The organism is Pseudomonas sp. LBUM1645 (assembly GCF_059716185.1).
The window spans coordinates 1463823-1485468 of record NZ_CP166811.1 but is presented as its reverse complement, the minus strand read 5'-3'; the positions used below and the strand labels follow the sequence as shown (position 1 = coordinate 1485468).

Annotated in this window: 23 protein-coding genes; 7 read left to right on the top strand and 16 right to left on the bottom strand. The window is 59.0% G+C overall.

Going from position 1 to position 21646, the window contains the following annotated elements:
- Positions 1 to 209: 209 nt before the first annotated feature.
- Complete coding sequence (locus ACA079_RS06475; protein WP_497702952.1) at positions 210 to 1082, bottom strand: LysR family transcriptional regulator; 873 nt, start codon at positions 1080 to 1082, stop codon at positions 210 to 212.
- 99 nt (positions 1083 to 1181) lie between these two features.
- Between ACA079_RS06475 and gstA the strand changes: the two genes are divergently transcribed.
- The gene (gstA, locus tag ACA079_RS06470) at positions 1182 to 1784 is read left to right on the top strand and encodes a glutathione transferase GstA (RefSeq protein WP_497702951.1); all 603 of its coding nucleotides are present in this window, start codon (positions 1182 to 1184) and stop codon (positions 1782 to 1784) included.
- Positions 1785 to 1895: 111 nt separating this feature from the next.
- On the opposite strand, the gene ACA079_RS06465 is transcribed toward gstA, so the two are convergent.
- From ACA079_RS06465 to ACA079_RS06450, 4 genes are all read right to left on the bottom strand, one after another.
- Positions 1896 to 2909: an ABC transporter substrate-binding protein gene (locus ACA079_RS06465; protein ID WP_497702950.1), complete on the bottom strand. Its 1014-nt coding sequence runs from the start codon at positions 2907 to 2909 to the stop codon at positions 1896 to 1898.
- On the bottom strand, positions 2906 to 3448 hold the full coding sequence (locus ACA079_RS06460) for a sigma-70 family RNA polymerase sigma factor (protein ID WP_497702949.1): 543 nt from the start codon (positions 3446 to 3448) through the stop codon (positions 2906 to 2908). Before ACA079_RS06460 ends, ACA079_RS06465 begins: the two co-directional genes overlap by 4 nt.
- Before the next feature lie 226 nt (positions 3449 to 3674).
- The gene (locus ACA079_RS06455; protein ID WP_497702948.1) at positions 3675 to 4466 is read right to left on the bottom strand and encodes a phosphate/phosphite/phosphonate ABC transporter substrate-binding protein; all 792 of its coding nucleotides are present in this window, start codon (positions 4464 to 4466) and stop codon (positions 3675 to 3677) included.
- 143 nt (positions 4467 to 4609) lie between these two features.
- The gene (locus ACA079_RS06450) at positions 4610 to 5551 is read right to left on the bottom strand and encodes a fatty acid desaturase (RefSeq protein WP_497702947.1); all 942 of its coding nucleotides are present in this window, start codon (positions 5549 to 5551) and stop codon (positions 4610 to 4612) included.
- A 335-nt stretch (positions 5552 to 5886) separates the two neighbouring features.
- Between ACA079_RS06450 and ACA079_RS06445 the strand changes: the two genes are divergently transcribed.
- Positions 5887 to 6303, top strand: a complete 417-nt coding sequence (locus ACA079_RS06445) for a GNAT family N-acetyltransferase (RefSeq protein ID WP_461961012.1) — start codon at positions 5887 to 5889, stop codon at positions 6301 to 6303.
- A 137-nt stretch (positions 6304 to 6440) separates the two neighbouring features.
- On the opposite strand, the gene def is transcribed toward ACA079_RS06445, so the two are convergent.
- The 3 genes from def to ACA079_RS06430 form a co-directional block, all read right to left on the bottom strand.
- Positions 6441 to 6980, bottom strand: coding sequence for a peptide deformylase (def, locus tag ACA079_RS06440; RefSeq protein WP_497702946.1), 540 nt, complete (start codon positions 6978 to 6980; stop codon positions 6441 to 6443).
- Positions 6977 to 7936 (bottom strand): YihY/virulence factor BrkB family protein, encoded by a 960-nt coding sequence (locus tag ACA079_RS06435; RefSeq protein ID WP_497702945.1) that lies wholly within the window; start codon positions 7934 to 7936, stop codon positions 6977 to 6979. The genes def and ACA079_RS06435 overlap by 4 nt, the downstream gene beginning before the upstream one ends.
- Before the next feature lie 171 nt (positions 7937 to 8107).
- Positions 8108 to 8299, bottom strand: a complete 192-nt coding sequence (locus ACA079_RS06430; RefSeq protein ID WP_017340413.1) for a CsbD family protein — start codon at positions 8297 to 8299, stop codon at positions 8108 to 8110.
- Between the two features lie 198 nt (positions 8300 to 8497).
- On the opposite strand from ACA079_RS06430, the gene ACA079_RS06425 reads away from it, so the two are divergent.
- Positions 8498 to 8875: a hypothetical protein gene (locus tag ACA079_RS06425; protein WP_033056806.1), complete on the top strand. Its 378-nt coding sequence runs from the start codon at positions 8498 to 8500 to the stop codon at positions 8873 to 8875.
- A gap of 124 nt (positions 8876 to 8999) precedes the next feature.
- On the opposite strand, the gene fadD1 is transcribed toward ACA079_RS06425, so the two are convergent.
- Positions 9000 to 10700, bottom strand: coding sequence for a long-chain-fatty-acid--CoA ligase FadD1 (gene fadD1, locus ACA079_RS06420; RefSeq protein WP_497702944.1), 1701 nt, complete (start codon positions 10698 to 10700; stop codon positions 9000 to 9002).
- A gap of 347 nt (positions 10701 to 11047) precedes the next feature.
- Positions 11048 to 12736 (bottom strand): long-chain-fatty-acid--CoA ligase FadD2, encoded by a 1689-nt coding sequence (fadD2, locus tag ACA079_RS06415; RefSeq protein ID WP_497702943.1) that lies wholly within the window; start codon positions 12734 to 12736, stop codon positions 11048 to 11050.
- A 245-nt stretch (positions 12737 to 12981) separates the two neighbouring features.
- Here fadD2 and ACA079_RS06410 point away from each other — a divergent pair, with 245 nt between their 5' ends.
- Both ACA079_RS06410 and ACA079_RS06405 read left to right on the top strand, forming a co-directional pair.
- Positions 12982 to 13926 carry an alpha/beta hydrolase gene (locus ACA079_RS06410; protein WP_497702942.1) on the top strand — a complete coding sequence of 315 codons (945 nt, stop codon included), beginning with the start codon at positions 12982 to 12984 and terminating at the stop codon, positions 13924 to 13926.
- A gap of 41 nt (positions 13927 to 13967) precedes the next feature.
- Complete coding sequence (locus ACA079_RS06405) at positions 13968 to 14438, top strand: MaoC family dehydratase (RefSeq protein ID WP_046049496.1); 471 nt, start codon at positions 13968 to 13970, stop codon at positions 14436 to 14438.
- Between the two features lie 102 nt (positions 14439 to 14540).
- On the opposite strand, the gene ACA079_RS06400 is transcribed toward ACA079_RS06405, so the two are convergent.
- The 4 genes from ACA079_RS06400 to ACA079_RS06385 all read right to left on the bottom strand — a co-directional run bounded on the left by ACA079_RS06400 (position 14541) and on the right by ACA079_RS06385 (position 18257).
- Positions 14541 to 15401 (bottom strand): efflux RND transporter periplasmic adaptor subunit, encoded by an 861-nt coding sequence (locus ACA079_RS06400; RefSeq protein ID WP_497702941.1) that lies wholly within the window; start codon positions 15399 to 15401, stop codon positions 14541 to 14543.
- A 10-nt stretch (positions 15402 to 15411) separates the two neighbouring features.
- Positions 15412 to 15618: a DUF1656 domain-containing protein gene (locus ACA079_RS06395; RefSeq protein WP_008151119.1), complete on the bottom strand. Its 207-nt coding sequence runs from the start codon at positions 15616 to 15618 to the stop codon at positions 15412 to 15414.
- On the bottom strand, positions 15605 to 17593 hold the full coding sequence (locus ACA079_RS06390; protein ID WP_497702940.1) for an FUSC family protein: 1989 nt from the start codon (positions 17591 to 17593) through the stop codon (positions 15605 to 15607). Before ACA079_RS06390 ends, ACA079_RS06395 begins: the two co-directional genes overlap by 14 nt.
- A gap of 196 nt (positions 17594 to 17789) precedes the next feature.
- The gene (locus ACA079_RS06385; protein ID WP_282377269.1) at positions 17790 to 18257 is read right to left on the bottom strand and encodes a ferritin-like domain-containing protein; all 468 of its coding nucleotides are present in this window, start codon (positions 18255 to 18257) and stop codon (positions 17790 to 17792) included.
- Positions 18258 to 18460: 203 nt separating this feature from the next.
- On the opposite strand from ACA079_RS06385, the gene ACA079_RS06380 reads away from it, so the two are divergent.
- Positions 18461 to 18697, top strand: a complete 237-nt coding sequence (locus ACA079_RS06380; RefSeq protein WP_007949456.1) for a DUF3820 family protein — start codon at positions 18461 to 18463, stop codon at positions 18695 to 18697.
- Between the two features lie 36 nt (positions 18698 to 18733).
- Positions 18734 to 19915, top strand: coding sequence for an aminotransferase class V-fold PLP-dependent enzyme (locus ACA079_RS06375; protein WP_497702939.1), 1182 nt, complete (start codon positions 18734 to 18736; stop codon positions 19913 to 19915).
- Between the two features lie 2 nt (positions 19916 to 19917).
- Here ACA079_RS06375 and ACA079_RS06370 read toward each other — a convergent pair whose 3' ends face one another.
- Positions 19918 to 20643 carry an intradiol ring-cleavage dioxygenase gene (locus ACA079_RS06370; RefSeq protein WP_497702938.1) on the bottom strand — a complete coding sequence of 242 codons (726 nt, stop codon included), beginning with the start codon at positions 20641 to 20643 and terminating at the stop codon, positions 19918 to 19920.
- A 334-nt stretch (positions 20644 to 20977) separates the two neighbouring features.
- On the bottom strand, positions 20978 to 21643 hold the full coding sequence (locus tag ACA079_RS06365; protein ID WP_497702937.1) for a bifunctional 4-hydroxy-2-oxoglutarate aldolase/2-dehydro-3-deoxy-phosphogluconate aldolase: 666 nt from the start codon (positions 21641 to 21643) through the stop codon (positions 20978 to 20980).
- Positions 21644 to 21646 lie beyond the last annotated feature (3 nt).

Here is a 21646-nt window from a genome sequence, read left to right as displayed (position 1 = left end):
CTAACGTTCTGATAAGACATTCCATTGACCGGACAGCTCCGTGTTGTTCAGCGTCGGTGCCTTGGGTTGCGCACACTTTTAACGTGATGACAGCCTTCACATGGCGGTCGACATAGTTAGTTACGAGTCAGCATAGACAGGCGAGGCAGGTAAGCAAGGCCACTAGTCGGCCAGTATTGAGGACAAAATCGGTTCAGCTTCGGTATGCGTCATTTCTCAGCAAGCATGCCTATCAACGCCTGCACCGCCGCCGAAGGTTGCTTATTCGCTGCGGCCACCAAAGCAAACTCTCGATCGATACGCGGTTTGACCGGCACCACGCGCAGCCCCTGAAGTTGGCTCGGCAGCGTCATCTCCGGCACCAGCGTCACGCCGATGTTTTCCCGCACCAGGGTGAACGCACTGCTCCATTCACGGACCTCGACCCGAACGTCGCGCAGCTGCAGTCCGGCATCCTCCGCCAGGCTGCGAGCGTTGGTCGAGCAACCGCCCGTGGCCAGTACAAAAGGTTGTTCCGCCAACTCAGCCAGAGAGACGCCTTCTTCATTCGAACGGCGAGCCAAAGGATGGCCGCCGGGCACCACCGCCATCCAGGCATCACGTCCCAGGCGACCGGCATTGCGCTCGGGCGCCGGGTTCAACACCACACCGACATCCACCAGCCCGGCGCCGAGCAGCGTTTCCACTTCATCGTCGCTGACCTCCAGCGCGACCACCTGAATGCCGGGATAAAGCCGGTTGAACTGACGCAGCAGCGGCGGCAGGAAAGTCGCCAACACCATGGGGAAACTGGCCAGGCGAATCGTCCCGCGCTGAATGTCTTTGGTGGAATCGACAGTACTGCGAATGGTTTCCAGAGCACCGAGCATGGTTCTCGCATGTTCGATCACAGACAGGCCGATTGCTGTCGGCAAGGTCTGGCGATTCTCCCGACTGAACAGTTGAACGCCCAGGGTTTCTTCAATCAACGCCAAGGCCTGGCTGGCACCGGACTGGGTCATGCCGACCCGCTCGGCAGCCCGGGTAATGTTGCCCGTATCAGCCACGGCCACCACCATTCGCCAGTGCATCAGATTCATCATGGCAGTAGCTTTCCTTATGGCGGCTTTCTGAAAGATTAATTTTACCGAGGGTGCCGCGCACTATGACACTGGCGTAAATCCCCAACCAGAGCCCTGTCGATGAAGTTGTATTACGCCCCATACGCCTGCTCGCTGGCGCCGCATATCGTGCTGCGCGAACTCGATCTGCCGTTCGAATTGATCCGTGTCGACAACACCACCAAACGAACCGCCAACGGCGATGACTTCCTCGCCATCAACCCAAAGGGTTACGTCGCGGCACTGCAATTGGACAATGGCCAAATACTGACCGAAGGTCCGGCGATCCTCCAATACCTGGCAGACCTGCGCCCCCAAGCGAACCTGGCACCCGTGAGCGGGACGTTCGAGCGAGTGCGATTGCAGGAGTGGCTGAATTTCATCTCGACCGAGATTCATGGCGGGCTGGGCTGGCTGTTCAGTTCGCAGTTCCCGGATGAGGTCAAAGCCCTCATCAAAGAGAAACTGTTCAAGCGGTTTGCGGTGTTGTGTCAGACGCTGGAGCGCCAGGATTATTTGATGGCTGACGGGTTCAGCATTGCCGATGCGTATTTATTTACGGTGTTGCGCTGGGCGTACCTGTTTGCCATCGATTTGAATGAGTGGCCGGCGTTGGCGCGGTTTCAGGTGCGGGTTGATCAGCGGCCAGCCGTGAGGGCTGCGTTGGCCGCTGAGTCGGTGTAGGCCTCAAGACCATCGCGAGCAAGCTCGCTCCCACATTTGATCTTCGGCGTGACATAGATCCCCTGTGGGAGCGAGCTTGCTCGCGATGGCTATTTTCCAGGCACTACAAATTTACAAACTCGCACTCACTTTGGTGGCCACTTCACCGGGAACCCAGCCCTTCCAGATCTGCGGCTGATCACGCAAAAACGCTTCGGCCACCTGACGCGGTTGCAGGCGCTTTTCGCTCATCTGACCGAGCGTGTGGTTCAGCAGATCGATTGGCAGGTCGACCTTTTCGAAGAACGCCACCAGGTCCGGGTACTGCGCCTTGAACGGCGCGGACACCCCAATCGCCAGGTTCGCCGGCATCGAACGCGTGCCTTTTGGATTCGGGTTGTTGGCGTCGGCCAGGGTCTTCCAGGCTTCGGCGTCGAAGGCCGGCTCGTCGAGTTTCACCAGTTTGAAACGCCCCAACAGCGGCGTCGGCGACCAGTAGTAGAACAGCACCGGTTTGCCACGACGGATCGACGAAGCCACCTCGGCATCCAGTGCTGCGCCAGAACCCGTGCGGAAGTTGACGAAGCTGCCGGTCAGGTCATAGGCCTTGAGCTTCTGACTGTTGACGATCTCCGAGGTCCAGCCGGTGGGGCTGTTAAGGAAGCGTCCTCGGCTCGGGTCTTCCGGGTCGCGGAACACATCTTTGTAACGCGCCAGGTCGGCGACGGATTTCAGCTCCGGCGCCAGGGGTTTGATGCCGCGTTCGGGGTCGCCCTTGATCACGTATTCCGGCACCCACCAGCCTTCGGTGGCGCCTTTGACCGTGTCGCCCAGCCCAAACACTTTGCCTTCCGAGGCGGCTTTGACCCACGCCGGACTGCGCCCGGCCCACTCTTCGCCGATCACTTGAATATCGTTCTTGGCCAGTGCCGCTTCGAGGCTGACGGTGCTGCCCGGCAGGGTATCGGTCGGGTAGCCGTAACCTTTCTCGACTATCAATCGCAGGATTTCGGTGATGAGGCTGCCGCTTTCCCAGGTGATGTCACCGAAATGGATCGGCGCAGTTTTCTCCGCGGCGGGAACGTGGGTAGCCACAAGGCTCAGGGCCAGCAGTGAACTGCCGAGCAGGGTTTTGAGTGATCTCATGCGGATCTCCGGGTCAGGGGATTCAAGGATTGGTTGGCGCTGTGCCGGGCACACAGGGCTTGAGTGCGAGTCATGTAAACGCTGACCGAGCGTTGGGAAATGCCCAACTCGGCGGCGATTTGCGGGTAGGTCAGACCGTCGATTCGCGACAACAGGAACGTTGCGCGAACCTTGCCCGGCAAGCGCTCAAGCGTACGATCCAGGCCATGCAAGGCCTGGGTCAGTTGCACCCGTTCTTCGGGCGAATTCGCTTGCTGCTGATCGAGGTGTTGCAACTGATCGAGGTGTTGGCGTTCCAGGTCACGGCGGCGCCAGAGCTGATAGATCAACCGCTGGGCAATGGTGGTGAGCAAGGCGCGAGGCTCGCGGATCGGGGTCAGTCCCGGCGATTCGAGCAGCTGTAAAAAGGTTTCGGCAGCGATGTCTTCGACGCTGGAACTGGCCCCCAGATGCCGGCGCAACCGTGTGCACAGCCAGGGGTAATGCGCGCGGAACAATCCGCCCACGTCGTTGCGATGGGAAAGGTCGGTGCCGGACATAGAGGCTCCAAGGGTTAGGGGTCGCTGAATGTCCGGTGATCCGGTGACGCGATCCTAGCAAGGAGCCTTATTCATTAATAATACTTAAAAAGCATTTTTATATTCTATTTTAGAATTAAACATCAAGAGATCGCAGCCTCGCTTCGCTCGACAGCTCCTACAGGTGTACGCCGATATCCTTGTAGGAGCTGTCGAGTAAAACGAGGCTGCGATCTTTTGATTCTGCCTACCGCAATCGCCCAAACCCCAACGCCTCAGCCTCTTGCTGATAGTCGAGCACAATCTGATAGTCGCTTTCGCTGGCAGGCAATACCTCTTGCAGACCAAGGATTTCGCTGACTTCGGGCAATTCCTGCAACGTCGTGTTCATCACCTCCCGCAGCTCCTCGGCCTGTTCATCGGTGACGGTCGCGGCGGTGATAAACGGCAAGGTCGGACTGAACGCACTTCTCGCAATGACCCGCAGGCCGGCCACCTCTTCTTCGGCGTGCCGCGCCAGATGGGCGAAGGTGACGCTGTCGATGGCCGCCAGGTCCGCTGTCCCTTCACGCAACCAGCGCAAGCTTTCACGGTGGCTGCCGCTGATACCGACACTGGCGAAGAACTGCCCATCTCGATGCAACGGTGCCAGCCGGTGACGCAGCAGGTTCATGCCGCTGTTGGAGTCTTCGCCATTGATCACCCCACGACTGTCGCGAAAGGCCGGCAGGCTGCGCCGTGGATCATCGGCGCGACTCAGCAACAGGCTGCAATGGTTGCCGCCGTTGGCGTCCGGCAGCTCATAACGAGGACGACCGATGACCCGGACCCGACCGCGCAACGCGGTCATCAGCGGGTAGCCGCAGGTTTGGGTCAGCAGCAAGTGCGGGGACAGCCAGAGGTCCATCAGCGAAAGGCCCTCGGCGTTGCGGCGGGTGGCCCCCAGTCGCTCGATAATTCGCGTCAGCCAGCGCTCGTTGGCCTCGCGGATCGGCTCGGGGGCGACGTACATCAGTAATTCAGCGAGGTGTTGTGTCATCGAAATCTTCCAATACAACGACATTCAAATGTGGGAGCGAGCTTGCTCGCGATAGCGTTGGATCAGTCACCAGGTGTGTTGGATGTGAAATAGCTATCGCGAGCAAGCTCGCTCCCACAGGGGTTAGGTGTCGATCATGAAAATCAGTGGAACGGATGCCTTGGGCTGTCGATGGCCTTCACCCCATGCCGGCGCCACAACTGGCCATAACCCTGCACCAGAAACCCGCCGCTGCGCGCCAGCCATTGCTCGCGACGCGCGTGGTAGGCGCGGGGCAAGTCGTACCAGGGCAGCCCTGGCAAGTCGTGATGCACCAAATGCAGATTGAGGTTGAGGAACAGCCAGCGCCATGGCCAGGCGGCTTCATTGATGACCGTCCTTTGCTCGGGCTCGGCGTGGGGACGGTGTTCATAGTAGGAGCGAATCATCGCAATCGATAGCGCCGGCACACTGATCAGCAACAGGTAATGCCACACCGGCAGCACGCTGTAGCGGGCGATAAACAGCAACATCAGCAGGGTCAGCGCGCCGTGGCTCAACCACATCAACCAGGCCTGCCGCTCACCCGTTTTCAGACGCTGCAGCTCTTCCCGGGCCAGCGCCAGCAAGGCCAGCGGTGCACCGAGGGCGAAGCGTCCGAGCACGGTTTTGTTCAGCCAGTGCAGACCCTGTTCGAACAGTGAACTGCCCTGCCACTGCTCGGCGCTCAGGTAACGGCTTTCGGGATCGCGACCCGGGAGGGTCAGGTCTTCGTCGCGGTGATGCAACAAATGGCTGTCGCGATACAGGGTGTAGGGATACCAGACGGCGAACGGCGCGTAGCCGAGGATCTTGTTCAGCGCTGTCCAGCGGGTGGGGTGACCGTGCAGCAATTCGTGCTGCACCGATAACCAGAGCACCACCAGCGGAATCAGCAACACCGTGCTCCACCAGAGCCCCAGCCGATGGCTCCCCAAAACAATGCTGAACCAACCAGCGTACACGCCGACCAGCAACAGCCAGGTCGGCCACTCGGTGCGAGCAGTCAGGCGTTGGCGCAGGGTGTCGATTTCTTCTCGGTGGGCGGTATCGAAGTAATGGGGCATGGCGTTGCTCAGATCGGGGACCAATCCCCTTCTGTGCAATGGCGCAGGGTTTTCTTGCAGATTATTTGGTTATTTCGTCAGAAGCAGCGGGAGCCCGAGGCCGGGCTCCCTTGTCACGGGATCAATGACCGAACACATCCACCTTCTTGGCCTTCTTGTCCGCGCGCTTTTCATCGGCGGTTTTTGCCGGTTTTTTCTTTGCCGCTTTTTTTGAATCCATGCCTTTGGCCATGATACGTACTCCACTCATACGGGATGTGAGATCAGGTATACACCTATCGCTGCGCGCGCGTTCTTTTATAATCGCCCGCTTTGCGCACCGACAGTCGAAGACCATGCCCAACACCCAATACACCTTGCTCGCCGAGCCTTTATGGCCCTTGATGAACAAGTTTTATCGCGCTCACCAATCGTCGATGAAAGCAGTCCGCGACGCTCAACTCTGGGTGGCCAGGCGCGAGGAGATCATTGGCGCACTGTGTTTGCGACCGGTGGCGGACGGGCATTGGCTGACGGGTTTGTTTGTCGATCCGGCCTGCCGTGAACAGGGCATCGCTGCGGCGCTGATCGCCGAGGCGCTGAAGGAGCTTGAAGGTCCGGTGTGGCTGTTTTGTCATCCGGACTTGCGCGGGTTTTATGAACGTCGCGGTTTTACCTTCGACCCGCCACTGCCCTACTCCATGGCGGAACGCTTGAGCCGTTATGCGCGGAGCAAACCGATGATCGCCATGGGTCTGGAACCGGCAAGATAACGCTCTAAAGCCTTATGAAGATCAAATGTGGGAGCGAGCTTGCTCGCGATGAGGCCCTGACAGTCAACATTGATGTTGAATGACAGTCCGCTATCGCGAGCAAGCTCGCTCCCACAGGGGTTTGAGGTGTTTTCGAATCAGTCGTCTGCAGCAGGATCGAGATCCGGGAACATCACTTCGGTAAACCCGAACTTGCTGAAGTCACTGATGCGCGAGGGGTATAACCGGCCGATCAGGTGATCGCATTCATGCTGCACTACCCGCGCATGGAAGCCCTCGGCAACGCGCACGATCGGATTGCCCTTGGGGTCGAAACCTTCGTACCGAATGTGCTGATAGCGATCCACCGCGCCACGCAGGCCGGGCACCGACAGGCAGCCTTCGAAACCCTCTTCCAGGGTCGGGCTCAACGGTGTGATCAGCGGGTTGATCAGAATCGTCTGCGGCACAGCTTCGGCGTCCGGATAGCGTTCGCTGTGCTCGAAACCGAAGATCACCAGTTGCAGGTCGACGCCGATCTGCGGCGCAGCCAGGCCAACGCCACCGACACTTTCCATGGTCTGGAACATGTCGTCGATCAGTTGCCACAACTCGGGGCTGTCGAACATTTCGGCGGGTACCGGCGGGGCAACGCGCAGCAGGCGCTCGTCGCCCATTTTCAGAATTTCACGGATCATTTGATGACTTCGTCAGTGGTCGGCTTGATCGAGTGGTCCCGACCCAGTCCCGACACGTGTTGTTTGGGTTCTTCGTGAACGAGTTCGCCGGGGACTTTTTCGCCATCATTCTTGCCCTCGGTCGACATGTGTTCGATTACGGCATTCATCTCTGCGCCGAGCAACAGCACTGCGGCGGAAATGTAGAAGTACAGCAACAGCACGATGATCGCGCCGATACTGCCATACATGGCGTTGTAGTTGGCGAACGTCTTGACGTACAGACCGAAGCCCAGCGATGCGATGATCCACACCACCACCGCCAGCACCGAGCCAGGGGTGATGAAGCGAAACTCCTGTTTGACGTCGGGCATGACGTAATAAATCAGCGCCACCGCCATCATCAACAGAATCACGACCACCGGCCAGCGCACGATGGTCCAGAGGGTCACGATGAATTCTTCAAGGCCGACTTGCGAGGCGATCCATTCCATCACCTGCGGCCCAAGCACCATCAGCGCGGCGGCCACCAGCAGCATGCCGGCGATGCCGATGGTGTAGAAAATCGACAGCGGGAAACGCTTCCACGCCGGGCGGCCTTCGACCACGTCGTAAGCGGCGTTCATCGCGCTCATCATCAGCCGCACACCGGCGGACGCGGTCCACAGGGCAATCACGATACCGACCGACAGCAAGCCACCCTTGGATTGCTGGAGCTGGTCGATGACCGGGTTCACCTGCTCCAGCGCCTGGGGCGGCAGGACCAGTTCCGATTGCAGGCGCAGCCAGGAGAAGAAGTCCGGCAGGTGCAGGAAACCGATCAGGGCGATCAGGAACAGAATGAAGGGAAACAGTGAAAACAGCATCTGATAAGCCAACGCCGAGGCATAGGTCGACATCTCGTCGTCGACGAACTCGGTGATCGTGCGCACCATGACACGGTGCAGGCGCAGGCCTTTCATGTGTGGGAAAAACATTAGCGTCTCCTTTCGCCGCAAATTTGGTCGAAGTCGTGGCGACTCAGGGGCCGTTTTCTACATCAAAGTAGCCTACTTGGCGAGTTTGAAACAATTTCCTTGTGCAAGTTCAGGCTGACACAAAAACGGCCATCCGCGGATGGCCGTTTCTGTTGCTCATTAAAGGCCGGATCACGCCTTGTCGATGCCTTTCTTGATCGCATCCTTGGCTTTGCCGACCGCTTGCTGGGCTTCACCTTTCCTTTCCTGAACGACGCCTTCGGCGCGCATTTTGTCGTTACCGGTGGCCTTGCCGACGCCCTGCTTGACGTTGCCGGCGGCTTCGTTGGCCATGCCTTTTACTTTATCGCCAGTGCTGCTCATGGTGGTTCTCCTGTGAACAATTCAACGGAAAAGTCGTTACACAAGGTTGACCGGATGCGTTTGCGCGGAGTTTCATTTATTTTCACGGCGACATTTCATCGTTCAGTGCAGGTTGGGCTTTATGTTTGCCGACCAACCCCCGAGAATGCGCAACGTATTCAGGCCATGGCGCTGAAGATCCAATCCCGTAGGAATGTTATGAAACTCGATAAAAAGCAGGCCATTGCCCGCAGAAACCAGGAACTTGGCGGTGCTGTGCTTGGCGTCAACAACTGCCATTTCACCGAATTGAACCGCAACCGCAACATTTGGTGGTTTGATATTCCGGTCGCGCGCCTGGCCATTGGTCAGTACGAGTGGGTTCACCTGCTGATGCACACCCCGGATACCGACGAACTGCTGCACCTGAAAGTGCCGACGGTATTCCTGCGCGAGAAGCTCGAAGGCCTGGTGGTGCGCAACGAAGGTAAACGCAAAGCGGCCCTGAGCCTGGAACTGAGCGCCGACAAGGACTCGTACCTCCAGGACATGCGCCCGGCGGGTACCAACGTCAATTTCGCGCAGTTCCGCCTTTAAAAGCAAAAGATCGCAGCCTTCGGCAGCTCCTACAGGGTGTACATCAATTCCATGTAGGAGCTGCCGAAGGCTGCGATCTTTTGATCTTCAACAAAAAGCCCCGCAGATGCGGGGCTTTTGTTTGTTACGCGCTTACCTTCTTGACGCCGAGCTTCTTCAACTCTTCGTCGCGCAACTCGCGGCGCAGGATCTTGCCGACGTTGGTGGTCGGCAGCGCGTCGCGGAACTCCACGGAGCGCGGAACCTTGTAGCCGGTGACGTTCGCACGCATGTGCTCCATCACTTGCTCCTTGGTCAGGGTCACGCCCGGTTTGGCGACGATGAAGATCTTGATCGCCTCGCCCGACTTCTCGTCCGGCACGCCGATGGCTGCGCATTGCAGCACGCCCGGCAGGGTCGCGAGCACGTCTTCCAGTTCGTTCGGGTACACGTTGAAACCGGAGACCAGGATCATGTCTTTCTTGCGATCGACGATGCGCATGTAACCGTCAGGCTGGATCAGCGCGATGTCACCGGTCTTCAACCAGCCTTCACTGTCGAGGATTTCATCGGTGGCGTCCTGACGCTGCCAGTAGCCCTTCATCACTTGCGGACCTTTCACACACAGCTCGCCGATTGCGCCCATTGGCTGTTCAACGCCAGCATCGTCGATGACTTTGCACAGGGTCGACGGCACCGGAATACCGATGGTGCCGATCTGGATGTTCTGGATCGGGTTGACGGTGGCCACCGGGCTGGTTTCGGTCATGCCGTAACCTTCGCAGATGGCGCAACCGGTGACCGCTTTCCAGCGCTCGGCCGCGGCCAGTTGCAGGGCCATGCCACCGGACAGGGTGACTTTCAGCGCCGAGAAGTCCAGCTTGCGGAAGCCTTCGTTATTGCACAGGGCGACGAACAGCGTATTGAGGCCGACGAAACCGCTGAACTTCCACTTCGACAGTTCCTTGACCATCGCCGTCAAATCGCGCGGGTTGCTGATCAGGATGTTGTGGTTGCCGATCAGCATCATCGCCATGCAATGAAAGGTGAAGGCATAGATGTGGTACAGCGGCAGCGGCGTGATCAGGATCTCGCAACCTTCATTGAGGTTGGAACCCATCAGGGCCTTACACTGCAGCATGTTCGCCACCAGGTTGCGGTGGGTCAGCATCGCGCCCTTGGCCACGCCGGTGGTGCCGCCGGTGTATTGCAGCACGGCAACGTCGCTGCTGGCCGGGTTGGCTTCAGCCACTGGCTGGCCGTGGCCCTTGCTCAGTACGTCGTTGAACTTGATGGCCTTGGGCAAGTGATACGCCGGGACCATCTTCTTCACGTACTTGATGACACTGTTGACCAGCAGGCGCTTGAGCGGCGGCAGCAGGTCGGCCACTTCGGTGACGATCACGTGCTTGACGCCGGTTTTGGGCACAACGAGCTGGGCCAGGTGCGCCATGTTGGCCAGGCAGACCAGGGCTTTGGCACCGGAGTCGTTGAATTGGTGTTCCATTTCCCGCGCGGTGTACAGCGGGTTGGTGTTGACCACGATCAGCCCGGCGCGGATGGCACCGAAGACGGCGACCGGGTACTGCAACACGTTGGGCAGCTGCACGGCGATTCGATCGCCCGGCTTCAAGTCGGTATGCTGTTGCAGGTAAGCGGCAAAGGCACCGGACAATTCGTACAGTTCACCGTAGGTAATTGTCTTGCCCAGGTTGCTGAACGCCGGTTTGTCGGCAAAGCGCTGGCAGGACCGCTTCAACACCGCCTGAATATTCGGATACTCGTCTGGATTGATGTCGGCAGCAATCCCGGCAGGGTACTTATCCTTCCAAAAGTCTTCGATCATGGAAGCCCACTCCTCAGCAACGCGAATTCATCACCGCATTTGATGCGATTATTATTGGTGTGTGTTTTTTATTGGTGTCTGTGTGTTGGTGAGTCTGGCTTTATATATAGGCCGAGAAGTCACAAAGCGCGCCGAGAGTAGCAGCTTTGCCAGAGGTCGACTAGAGCCAAAAACAGCCTCTACGGTCACATTTGTGACTCAAGACCAATTAATGGTCTTTTTTAGAGCAAAAATTCTATACAGACAGAAAGCGCTCTAGAACAGGGCTTACAGCCAAATTCAGAAGACAAAAAAAGGGGCGTCCGTATTTGGCCGCCCCTTTTTGATGCTGCGTCGCTAACAATTCATTACGCGATATCGCGCAACTCCCGCCGCAATATCTTGCCCACCGGCGTCATCGGCAACGACTCACGCAAGACGATGTGCTTGGGCACTTTGTACGCCGTGAAGTTTTCCTTGCAGTAAGCCTTCAGCTCTTCAAGGCTGACACCCGTTTCACGGGCCACCACAAACAGCTTCACCGCCTCCCCCGAACGCTCGTCCGGCACACCGATCACCGCACAGTTGGCGACTTTCGGGTGAGCCATCACCACGTCTTCGATCTCGTTCGGGTACACGTTGAAACCCGAGACGATGATCATGTCTTTCTTGCGATCGACGATGCGCACAAATCCGTCCGGGTCGATCACCGCGATGTCGCCAGACTTGAACCAGCCTTCGGCATCCAGCACTTCGGCGGTGGCTTCGGGTTTCTGCCAGTAGCCCTTCATGATCTGCGGGCCCTTGATGCACAGTTCGCCGCGCTCGCCCAGCGCCTGCTCGACGCCTTCATCGTTGATGACCTTCAGGGTGGTGCCCGGCACCGGCAGGCCGACCGTGCCGAGCCGCGACTTGTCGCCATACGGGTTGGTGCAGGCTACCGGCGAGGTTTCGGTCAGGCCGTAACCTTCGGTGATGCGGCAACCGGTGAGCTGTTCCCAGCGCTCGGCGGTGGCCTTGACCAGCGCGGTGCCGCCGGAGTTGGTGAGTTTGAGGCTGGAGAAATCCAGGGTCTTGAAGTCCGGATGGTCCATCAGCGCGACGAACAGGGTGTTGAGCCCCAGCAGCGCCGAGAACCGCCAGTTCTTCAGCTCCTTGATGAAGCCGCCGATGTCTCGCGGATTGGTGATTAGCACGTTGTGGTTGCCCGAAACCATCATGCACATGCAATTCGCGGTGAACGCATAGATGTGGTACAGCGGCAGCGGCGCGACCATCACCTCTTGCCCTTCGCGCAACAGCGGCTGGCCGTCATTGCCGAACTGCTCCAGGCACGCCCGCACTTGCTGCATGTTGGCCACCAGGTTGCCGTGGGTCAGCATCGCGCCCTTGGCCAGGCCGGTGGTGCCGCCGGTGTATTGCAGCACGGCGATGTCGTCGAGCCCGACTTTCAGCGGCTTGATGCCCAGGCCCCGGCCCAGACGCAGCGCGCTCTTGAAGGAAGTGGCCTGCGGCAAGGAGTACGCCGGGACCATCTTCTTGACCTTGCTCACCATCGTATTGACCAGCCAGCCCTTGGCGGTGGGCATCAGGTCGCCCATCCGGGCTTCGATCAGGTACTGGATGTCGGTGTCGGGCAGCACTTCCTGGACTTTGGCCCCGAACATGTTCAGGTAGACCAGCGCCCGGGCACCGGAGTCCTTGAACTGATGACGCATCTCCCGCGCGGTGTACAGCGGGTTGGTATTGACCACGATCAGCCCGGCGCGCAAGGCGCCGAACACGGCAATCGGGTAATGCAGGACGTTGGGCATCTGCACCGCAATGCGATCCCCCGGTACCAGGTCGGTGTGGGCTTGCAGGTAACCGGCGAACGCTGCGCTGTAGCGTTCCAGTTCGGCGTAGGTCAGGGTTACGCCCATGTTGCTGAATGCCGGGCGGTCAGCAAATTTCTTGCAGGAACGCTCGAACACCTCGATCACCGACTTATAGGCCCCTTGATCGATGTCCAGGGGCACGCCGGCCGGGCGTTTGTCATTCCAGAAATCAGGTTGCATTGTTCTTGTCCTCTTTACCTGAACCTATCCGGGGCCGCTTTTCTGTCCTTCTTCAAAACAAAAAGCGAAAAGCGGAGCTTCACGGACACTAGCAGCTATGGCGAATCAGGCAAATATGCGCACGGTCGACATTGATCGTGTGAATCTTGCTGCCGTGGCGTGGCCTGATCAGACGGCACGCTTTGGATGCGCTATACAATGCAACGACGCCCATGCCACATGCAGCCCTATGCAAAGGAACCGCCATGATCCACGACACTTTCTGGCTGACCGCGAGCGACCGCAGCCGCCTCTTCGTCAACCAGTGGCTGCCCGCCGTGCCTTTAAAAGCAGTGATCCTGCTGGCCCACGGCATGGCGGAACACAGTGGCCGCTACGCCCGTCTGGCGGAAAAACTCTGTGATCAGGGCTACGGTGTGTATGCGCCGGACCTGCGTGGACATGGCAAAACTGCCGAAAACGGGACACTCGGCCATTTCGCCGACGATGACGGTTGGTGCAAGGTGGTCGGCGACCTGGCGAGCCTCAACCAGCACATCGGCCAACAACATGCGGGCATGCCGATTGTGTTGCTCGGTCACAGTATGGGCAGCTACATCGCCCAGGCTTATCTGCTGCATCACAGCGCCAGCCTGCACGGAGCCGTTCTCAGCGGGTCGAACTTCCAACCGGTGGCGCTCTATCGCGCAGCGCGGCAGATTGCGCGGTTAGAACGTTTGCGCCAGGGTCCGAAGGGTCGCAGCGCGCTGATCGAATGGCTGTCGTTCGGTTCGTTCAACAAGAAATTCAAACCGGTACGCACGCGGTTCGACTGGCTCAGCCGCGATCCGGCGGAGGTCGATCTGTACGCCAACGACCCGCTCTGCGGCTTTCGCTGCACCAATCAACTGTGGATCGATTTGCTCGGTGGGTTGCAGCAAATCAGCAAAGCGTCCAATCTCGCTCAGATTGATCCGGGCCTGCCGTTGCTGGTCATCGGCGGTGAATGTGATCCGGTGAGCGAAGGCAAGCGTCTGAAAGATCTGGCCCATGCGCTACGCGCTGCCGGCAGCCAGAGCCTGCAACTGACTATTTACCCGCAGGCACGGCATGAACTGTTCAACGAGAGCAACCGCGATGAAGTGATCAATGACGTGTTGAGCTGGATCGCCCAGGCGCTGAGCCACCGTCGGCCACCCAGGTCGGAATAGTTTTTTTTGAATTTATTTATTCGTGACAGGAATTGAAACAGATGACCCAGGTTACCAACACCCCTTACGAAGCCCTTGAAGTCGGCCAGACCGCCAGCTACAGCAAGACGGTAGAAGAGCGCGACATTCAGTTGTTCGCCGCGATGTCCGGCGATCACAACCCGGTGCACCTGGACGCTGAATTCGCCGCCGGCACCATGTTCAAGGAGCGCATTGCTCACGGCATGTTCAGCGGTGCGTTGATCAGCGCTGCCGTTGCCTGCGAGTTGCCTGGGCCGGGGACTATTTATATCGGTCAGCAGATGAGCTTTCAGAAACCGGTGAAAATTGGCGACACGCTGACCGTGCGTCTGGAGATTCTCGAGAAGCTGCCGAAGTTTCGTGTGCGGATTGCCACTCGCGTGTTTAACCAGCGCGATGAATTGGTAGTGGATGGCGAGGCGGAGATTCTGGCGCCGCGTAAGCAACAGACGGTGACGTTGCCTAAGCTGCCGGCAATCAGCATCGGCTGATTGCCTTAAGAGATCGCAGCCTCGTTTCACTCGACAGCTCCTACAGGTATCGCAACCCCCTGTAGGAGCTGTCGAGTGAAACGAGGCTGCGATCTTTTGATCTTAATGCCCCTCCTGCACCTGCACACTCGCCGTCATCCCCGAACTCAAATTCATCCCCTCCGGCAACTTATCAATCTTGATCCGCACCGGAATCCGCTGCGCCAATCTCACCCAGTTAAACGTCGGCTCCACCTCCGCCAACAACTGCCCATCCGGCGTGGTATTGCGATCGGTAATCCCGCGACTGATGCTTTCCACATGCCCCTGCAACGCCTCCCCCGCACTCATCAACCAGATATTCACCGGATCGCCAACACGAATCCGCGGCAGCTTGGTTTCCTCGAAATACGCCTGCACGTAGAAAGTCGAATCGTCGATCAACGCCATCACCGATTGCCCGGCATTCACGTAGTTGCCTTCGGCCAGACGCAGGTTGGTGATATGACCATTGCGTGGCGCATGAACCTGGCTGCGTGCGAGGTTGAGTTCCGCAACCTTGGCTTCAGCCTGGGCTTCGCGCAGTTCGCCACGGGCGATTCCGGCGTTGATTTGCGCGTTCTCGCGCAGCTCGGCACTGATTGCCTGCGGACCGAGGGCAGCGCGGCGACTGGCTTCGCGTTCACGCAGGTTGAGTTGCTGCTGACGGGTCTGCACCACCGCTTGGGCTTTCTCCAGCGCTGCTTCGAAACGGTCACGATCAATGCTCAGCAATAAATCGCCAGCCTTGACCTGCTGGTTATCAAAAGCCTTGAGCTCACGCACCCAACCCGAGACGTCAGGCGCGATCACCACCACGTCGGCGCGGATCCGCGCATCCCGAGTCCAAGGCGTGAGCATGTAGTACTGCCACAAATGGAAGCCGGCAAATATCGCCGCCGCCACCAGGCACAAGGTCACCGCGACACGTATCGGTGTACGCATTTTCAACTCCTTATAAAGGTCCGAGGACGACGGTGATCAAGGTCAATACACAGACGTACAAGGCGCAATCAAACAACGCTTCGTGCCAGATCCAGCGGCCCACCGGCGTCAGGCGCAAAAGCATGCGCAAGGCTCCAGTGACGAGCAGCGCCAGCAGCACATAAATCAGAAACGGACTGAGCAGCACGCCACCCACCGACCACTCACGCAAGCCCATGGCTTTGCTCCTGTTGACGGCACCAGGCGCGCCAGCTGCTTTGCAATTGCAGCACCGCGCCTTGGGCCAGTTTCACCGCATCGCTGGGGGGCAATGCGTACAAGGTCTTCAAGAATTCTTCGCTCGGCTGCGCCAACGCCTCGGCGTGACTGCCGGCCGGGCCTTGCTCGAGGATTTTTTCCAGCTGTTCGAGATAACGCCGCTGAGGCGCACTGACCGGCACCTGCGCCACCGCCAGACTTAAACGCAAATGCAGCAGTTCGTCGCCGATGTCCAGGCCGAGCAAGCCATCGTCCCAGCGACTGCGCGCCGGTTCCGGCAACTCGGGGTAGTGCCGCGCCAATTGCAGCAAGCGGTCGGCCATGCGCCCGCCAAACCAGCTTTCGGCACCGCGCAGATTGCGCCGGGTCAGGCGCACCAGATCATCGAGGGTTGCCGCCAACAAACGTCGGCCATGCCACGTCGGGTTGCGCAGGATCAACAAATGGAACGCCAGCACTGCGGCGCCGACACCGACCACGATGGATTGAGCGCTGTTGAGGAACGTCGCGACATCGAACTTCATCGCGTTGAGCGGCGAGACCAGCACGATGAAGTGCAGACAAAATGAGGTAGCCGTCGCACCGATCTGCGGTTTGGCCATGCCCAGCGCGCCGAGGAACAACGGCACGCCCATGCCCATGCACAGCAAGGCAAAACCACTCCATTGCGGCAGCAGAATCTGCCCGACGATAAACGCGGCGGGAATCGCCAGGAAGATCCCGCGCATAAAACTCATGCCGATCTGAGCGCCATTCTCGCGGCTGGCGAACAGACTACACACCACGCACGTCAACAGCAGCGCCCCGGAGGCAGCGGGCCAGGCGGTCGCCAACCAGAAGCACGAGACCACCAGAAACGCCAACGCACTGCGGGTACCGAACATCAGCGCCAATGACAGGTCGCGGTGTGGTGTCAGGGTTCTCGGTGGATCGACCGTTTCCTTGCCCTCCTCAACGGCGTTCAACGCGGCGCTGGCCGCCATGGCGGTATCGAGTAACAAAGCGAAACGAGCCAGGCAGTAACTCTGTGCGGAGCTGATGTGCGGGTCGTGGGAAGCGTCGAGCAACCTCGGCCGCAGCGCTTGCAGGGTCGCGGTATCCGGGCTGTTGAGCGCCTCTTGAACCTCGGTCATCCAGGGCAACAGTTGCTCGGCTTCCTGGGGTTCCAATTGCTTCCACTGACGGCGCACCGAACGGGCGATACGCAACAGCATCAACAGCTTTTGGCTCAAGCCGCTGATCGCCCGCGCTCGTTGCCGACCCAGGCCACCTTCAAACCAGGCATGCTCGCGCTGGGCATCGACGGCGACGATTCTCCCGAGGATTTCCAGCAAGCCTTTACGCGCTTGACCATCACCGGCCAACGTCGCACGCGCGGCGTTCATACCGCTTTGCCACGCTGCTCGCGCCTGATCCGCCAGTTGCCGTTCGACCCGCATCGGCCAGAGCAGCGCACTGGCGGCGGTGGCGCAAAGAATGCCCAGGCAGATTTCTGTGCAGCGAGCCACGGCTTGATCGAACACCGTCAGCGGATGAGTAATGGCCGGCAGCGCGATGATCGCCACCGTGTAACCGGCCAGCACGAATGAATAGGACCAGGCGCTGCGCAGCAAGGTCGAACTCGCCGTACACAACCCCAGCCACAACGCCAAGGCCAACAAAAACAGCCAAGGCGTCTGGGCAAACAACCCCATGAACACCACTGACATGATCGTCCCGATCAGAGTGCCCAGCAACCGCGCCAGGCCCTTTTGCACCACCATCCCCGACAAGGGCTGGGCGACGATAAACGCCGTCATCAACGCCCAGGACGGTTGCTCCAGGCCCCAGCGTAATGCCAGCCACAGCGCCAGGCCGCCACCGATCAGGGTTTTGATCGCGAACTGTAAGGCGCGGCGGTCAGGCGCAAACAAAGCCTGCAGGGTGATAGGCACGTAATGGACTCTTGGAAAGACGATTTAACGGTAGGAGCTACCGAAGGCTGCGATCTTTTGATCTTGCTGTCCGGCGACCTCTATACCGTCAAAAGATCGCAGCCTTCGGCAGCTCCTACAAGTGCCGATTTCAGTGCTAATTCCCGGACACAAAAAAACGCCAGACTGGCTGGCGTTTTTGACAGACAACGAACGCTTACGAGCGTGCGCGCGCCTGGTTACGCAGGGCTTTTACCTGATCGTGATTGCGTTGCACGCCGTGGTACTGACGCTCAACCAGGTCACGAATGCCCACCAGATTGTGTTTGTTGATTTTTTCGATGGCTTCTTTGTAAGCCTTCAGTGCATGGTCTTCACCCCGCTCGGCTTCGTTCAGCACGGCTTCTTCATCCTTGCCGGTGAACATCGCTTTCACGTCGACCCAGCGGCGGTGCAGGTCACCGCTGACACTGGTGGACGTTTCCGGATCGCCGCCCATCGAACGCACGGCGGCCTGCAACTCAGAAGCAGCCGTTGCGCAGTCAGCCGAGCGCTGCACGAACACGTTTTTGAGTTCAGGGTGTTTGATGTCTTCAGCGCAAGTCTTGAACCCTTCCTGACCGTCTTTGCTGGTTTCAATCAGGTCGTTGAGTACAGAGATGGCTTCTTTATTCATGTCAGTCATTTTCAATTCCTCGCGGGTTGATGAAAGATGCAATAGGTATTGCACCCTGCATGCCAGCTTTGAATTGATACGCTATTCCTTATATTTCAATTGCTTATCGATTAACGCGAAAACTGTATCCGCTTTATTTGCATGATCTGTCATTTGGCCTGCATGCAGAATGCCTGTATTTTCCAGACTGTTTGAATCAAGACGACTGATTGATGAACCCTGAAAAGCTCGAACTGCTGATTACCCGTGAAATGCCCTTCGGTAAATACAAGGGCCGAATCATTGCCGACCTCCCCGGCCAATACCTGAACTGGTTCGCTCGGGAAGGTTTCCCCCACGGCGAACTCGGCGGCTTGTTGGCATTGATGCAGGAAATCGATCATAACGGCCTGTCGGAGCTGCTCGAACCGCTACGCGCCAAACATGGCAAACCCGCCCCTCGCCATTGACCCGACACCCAGACCTGGCCCCTGATTGAGTAGCCCATGCCCGATAACACCCGCCGCGCCCGTGATGAAGCCTTCTGGCGTACCTTTGCCGACCGATACGCGGTTGAACCCGGCCCGGTCAACCTCGAAAACGGGTACTTCGGGCGCATGTCGCGCACGGTGGTCGAGGAGTATCAGCGCAACATCGAACTGATCAATCGCAGCAACTCGGTGCACGTGCGACAACGCTTCGAACAGGGCGAAAGCCTGGAGATTCGCAAACAGCTCGCCGAGCTGATGGGCGTACCCGCCGACACCGTCGCCCTCACGCGCAACGCTTCGGACGGTCTGCAATCGCTGATCCGCAACTACAACCGTCTGACGCCGGGCGATCAGGTGCTGATATGTGATCTGGAATACGACACGGTCAAAGGGGCCATGCGCTGGCTGGCGCGCAATCGGGGCGTCGAGGTGATCGAGATCGAACACTCGCACCCCGCCAGTTTCGACAGTTTGCTGGCCACTTACCGCGAAGCTTTCGTTCGTTATCCGCGACTCAAACTGATGGCCCTGACCCACGTTACCCATCGCTCCGGGTTGGTGATGCCGGTGCAGGCGATCGCTGCGGCCGCCAAAGAGCACGGCGTCGACGTGATCCTTGATGGTGCCCATGCGCTCGGCCAGCTCGAGTTCAATCTCGACAAACTGGGTATCGCCTTTGCTGGCTACAACCTGCACAAATGGATCGGTGCACCGCTGACTCTGGGCTTCATTTACATCGCCCCCGAGCGCTTGGCCGACATCGACCCGGACATGGGCGAGATGCATTTCCCGGTCACCGACATTCGCGCCCGCACGCCGTACAGCACGCCCAACATCCCGGCGCTGCTGACCCTGCCGCTGGTGTTCGAGGAACATCAGGCCATGGGCGGTTCCGCCGCCAAGGGCGCTCGGCTCAATTACCTGCGCAACCGCTGGGTAAACGCGGTACGTGAGTTGCCGGGGATCGAAGTCATGACCCCGGACGACCCGCGACTGTATTGCGGCATCACTTCGATGCGATTTACCCGGCATGCCGATCAACAGGCGATGGTCGAGCGGCTGCTTAAGGACTACAACCTGTTTACCGTGGCGCGCAGTGGTGCCGCGAGTGGTCCGTGCATTCGCATAACCCCGGGGCTCACCACCACCGCTGCAGACATGGATTTGCTGGCACGGGCGTTGAGCGAACTGCGCTGACGTCACACGGTGTGTTTGTCGAAGTCCTCGGGCTTGATCTGCGTCGATACCGCGAATGTGTCGATAGCGATGGTCATGTGCCCGAAAAAGCCGTCTTCTTTCGAGTCTCGGCCCAGGGTGTGAACGTTCAGGGTCGAGGCTTCGCCGCCCATGCTTTCATAGAAAAAGTCTTGATCGTTGGTCAGCGGCGAAACGGCTCGACCGCGGTACTCCCTGGCGTTGAGTACCGAGCGCGAGGCCACCTCGGGAAGGTAGAGCTGACCGACCCAGGCAACATGCCGCTCTTCCAGGTAGTTGTTGCCTTCCATAATGCGTACCACGACGTGAACGTGCAGGGCACGGCCGGCGTAGAACCCCGGATAGATCGTGGTAAACCGCACGATGCCGTGCTTGTCCGTGAATTGCCCGCCACGCAGGTAAGTGTCGTCGTCGGTTCGCGGGATCGAGCCGATGTCATCGGCGTCGATTTCCTTGTCCGGATTGACCTTGCTCCAGCCCGAATACGCACCGCGTGCGTTGCAATGCCAGATATCCACCAGGGCGTCTGTCACCGGTTGCCCCGTCATTGCATCGACGATCGCCAGCCTCAACACCAAGGGAATGCCATCCATCCCTTCGCTGATGTTTCTTCTGATCAATTTCGGATTTCGGAAATAAGGACCGGCGATCTGTTCGGGGGAAAGCAGGTAAACCGCTGGTGCGGGTGAAACCGGAGTGTTGTCGTCCATGACGTTCTCTCTTCCATAAGAAGAACGCAGGTTAACGCTGGCCGAGCTGCGAGATGCGGTAACTATGTATCGCATGACGTCGATCTGTAGCAGCTGCCGAGCCTGCGAGGCTGCGTTCGGCTGCGTAGCAGTCGTAAAACCAGAGATTGTGGTACGTCAGGCAGACCGCGTCAGCCGGATTCACGACCGCTTCGCAGCCGAACGCAGGCTTCGCCAGCTGCTACAAAGAGCGTGTCGACAGCCACAGTTTTTCGTAGGCAAAAAAAAACGGTGCACCGACCAAGCGCACCGTAAAGCCGTAGAACACACAACGAAGTGTTTGGTAAAAAGCCGATCAGTCCAGCAGCGCCAATGCCTCGGCGGTGCATTCCTGAATGCGGGCCCAGTCGCCGTTCTTGATCCACTCGGGATCAAGCATCCAGCTACCGCCCACGCACATCACGTTCTTCAACGCCATGTAGCTCTTGATGTTGGCCGGGCTGACGCCGCCAGTCGGGCAGAATTTCACTTCGCCAAACGGGCCGCCGAGGGCCTTGATGGCCGCAACGCCGCCGCTGACTTCCGCCGGGAACAGCTTGAAGCGGCGATAACCCAGGCCGTAGCCTTCCATGATGCCGGAAGCGTTGCTGATGCCTGGCAACAGCGGAATCGGGCTGTTGACGCTGGCTTCCAGCAGGTCACGGGTGATGCCCGGCGTGACGATGAACTGCGAACCGGCCGCTTCGGCAGCTGCCAGCATGTTGCGATCCAGCACAGTGCCAGCACCGGTCACCAGTTCCGGACGCTGCTCGCGCAGAATCTGGATAGCCTTGAGGCCGAACTGTGAACGCAAGGTCACTTCCAGGGCTGTCAGGCCACCGGCCGCGAGGGCGTCGGCCAGCGGCAGGATGTCCTGTTCGCGAGCGATGGTAATCACCGGCAGGATCCGCGCCTTGGCGCAGAGGCTGTCGATCAGGGCAACTTTGTCCGCCATGGAAACGGTCGGGGATAGGGTTGTCATAGC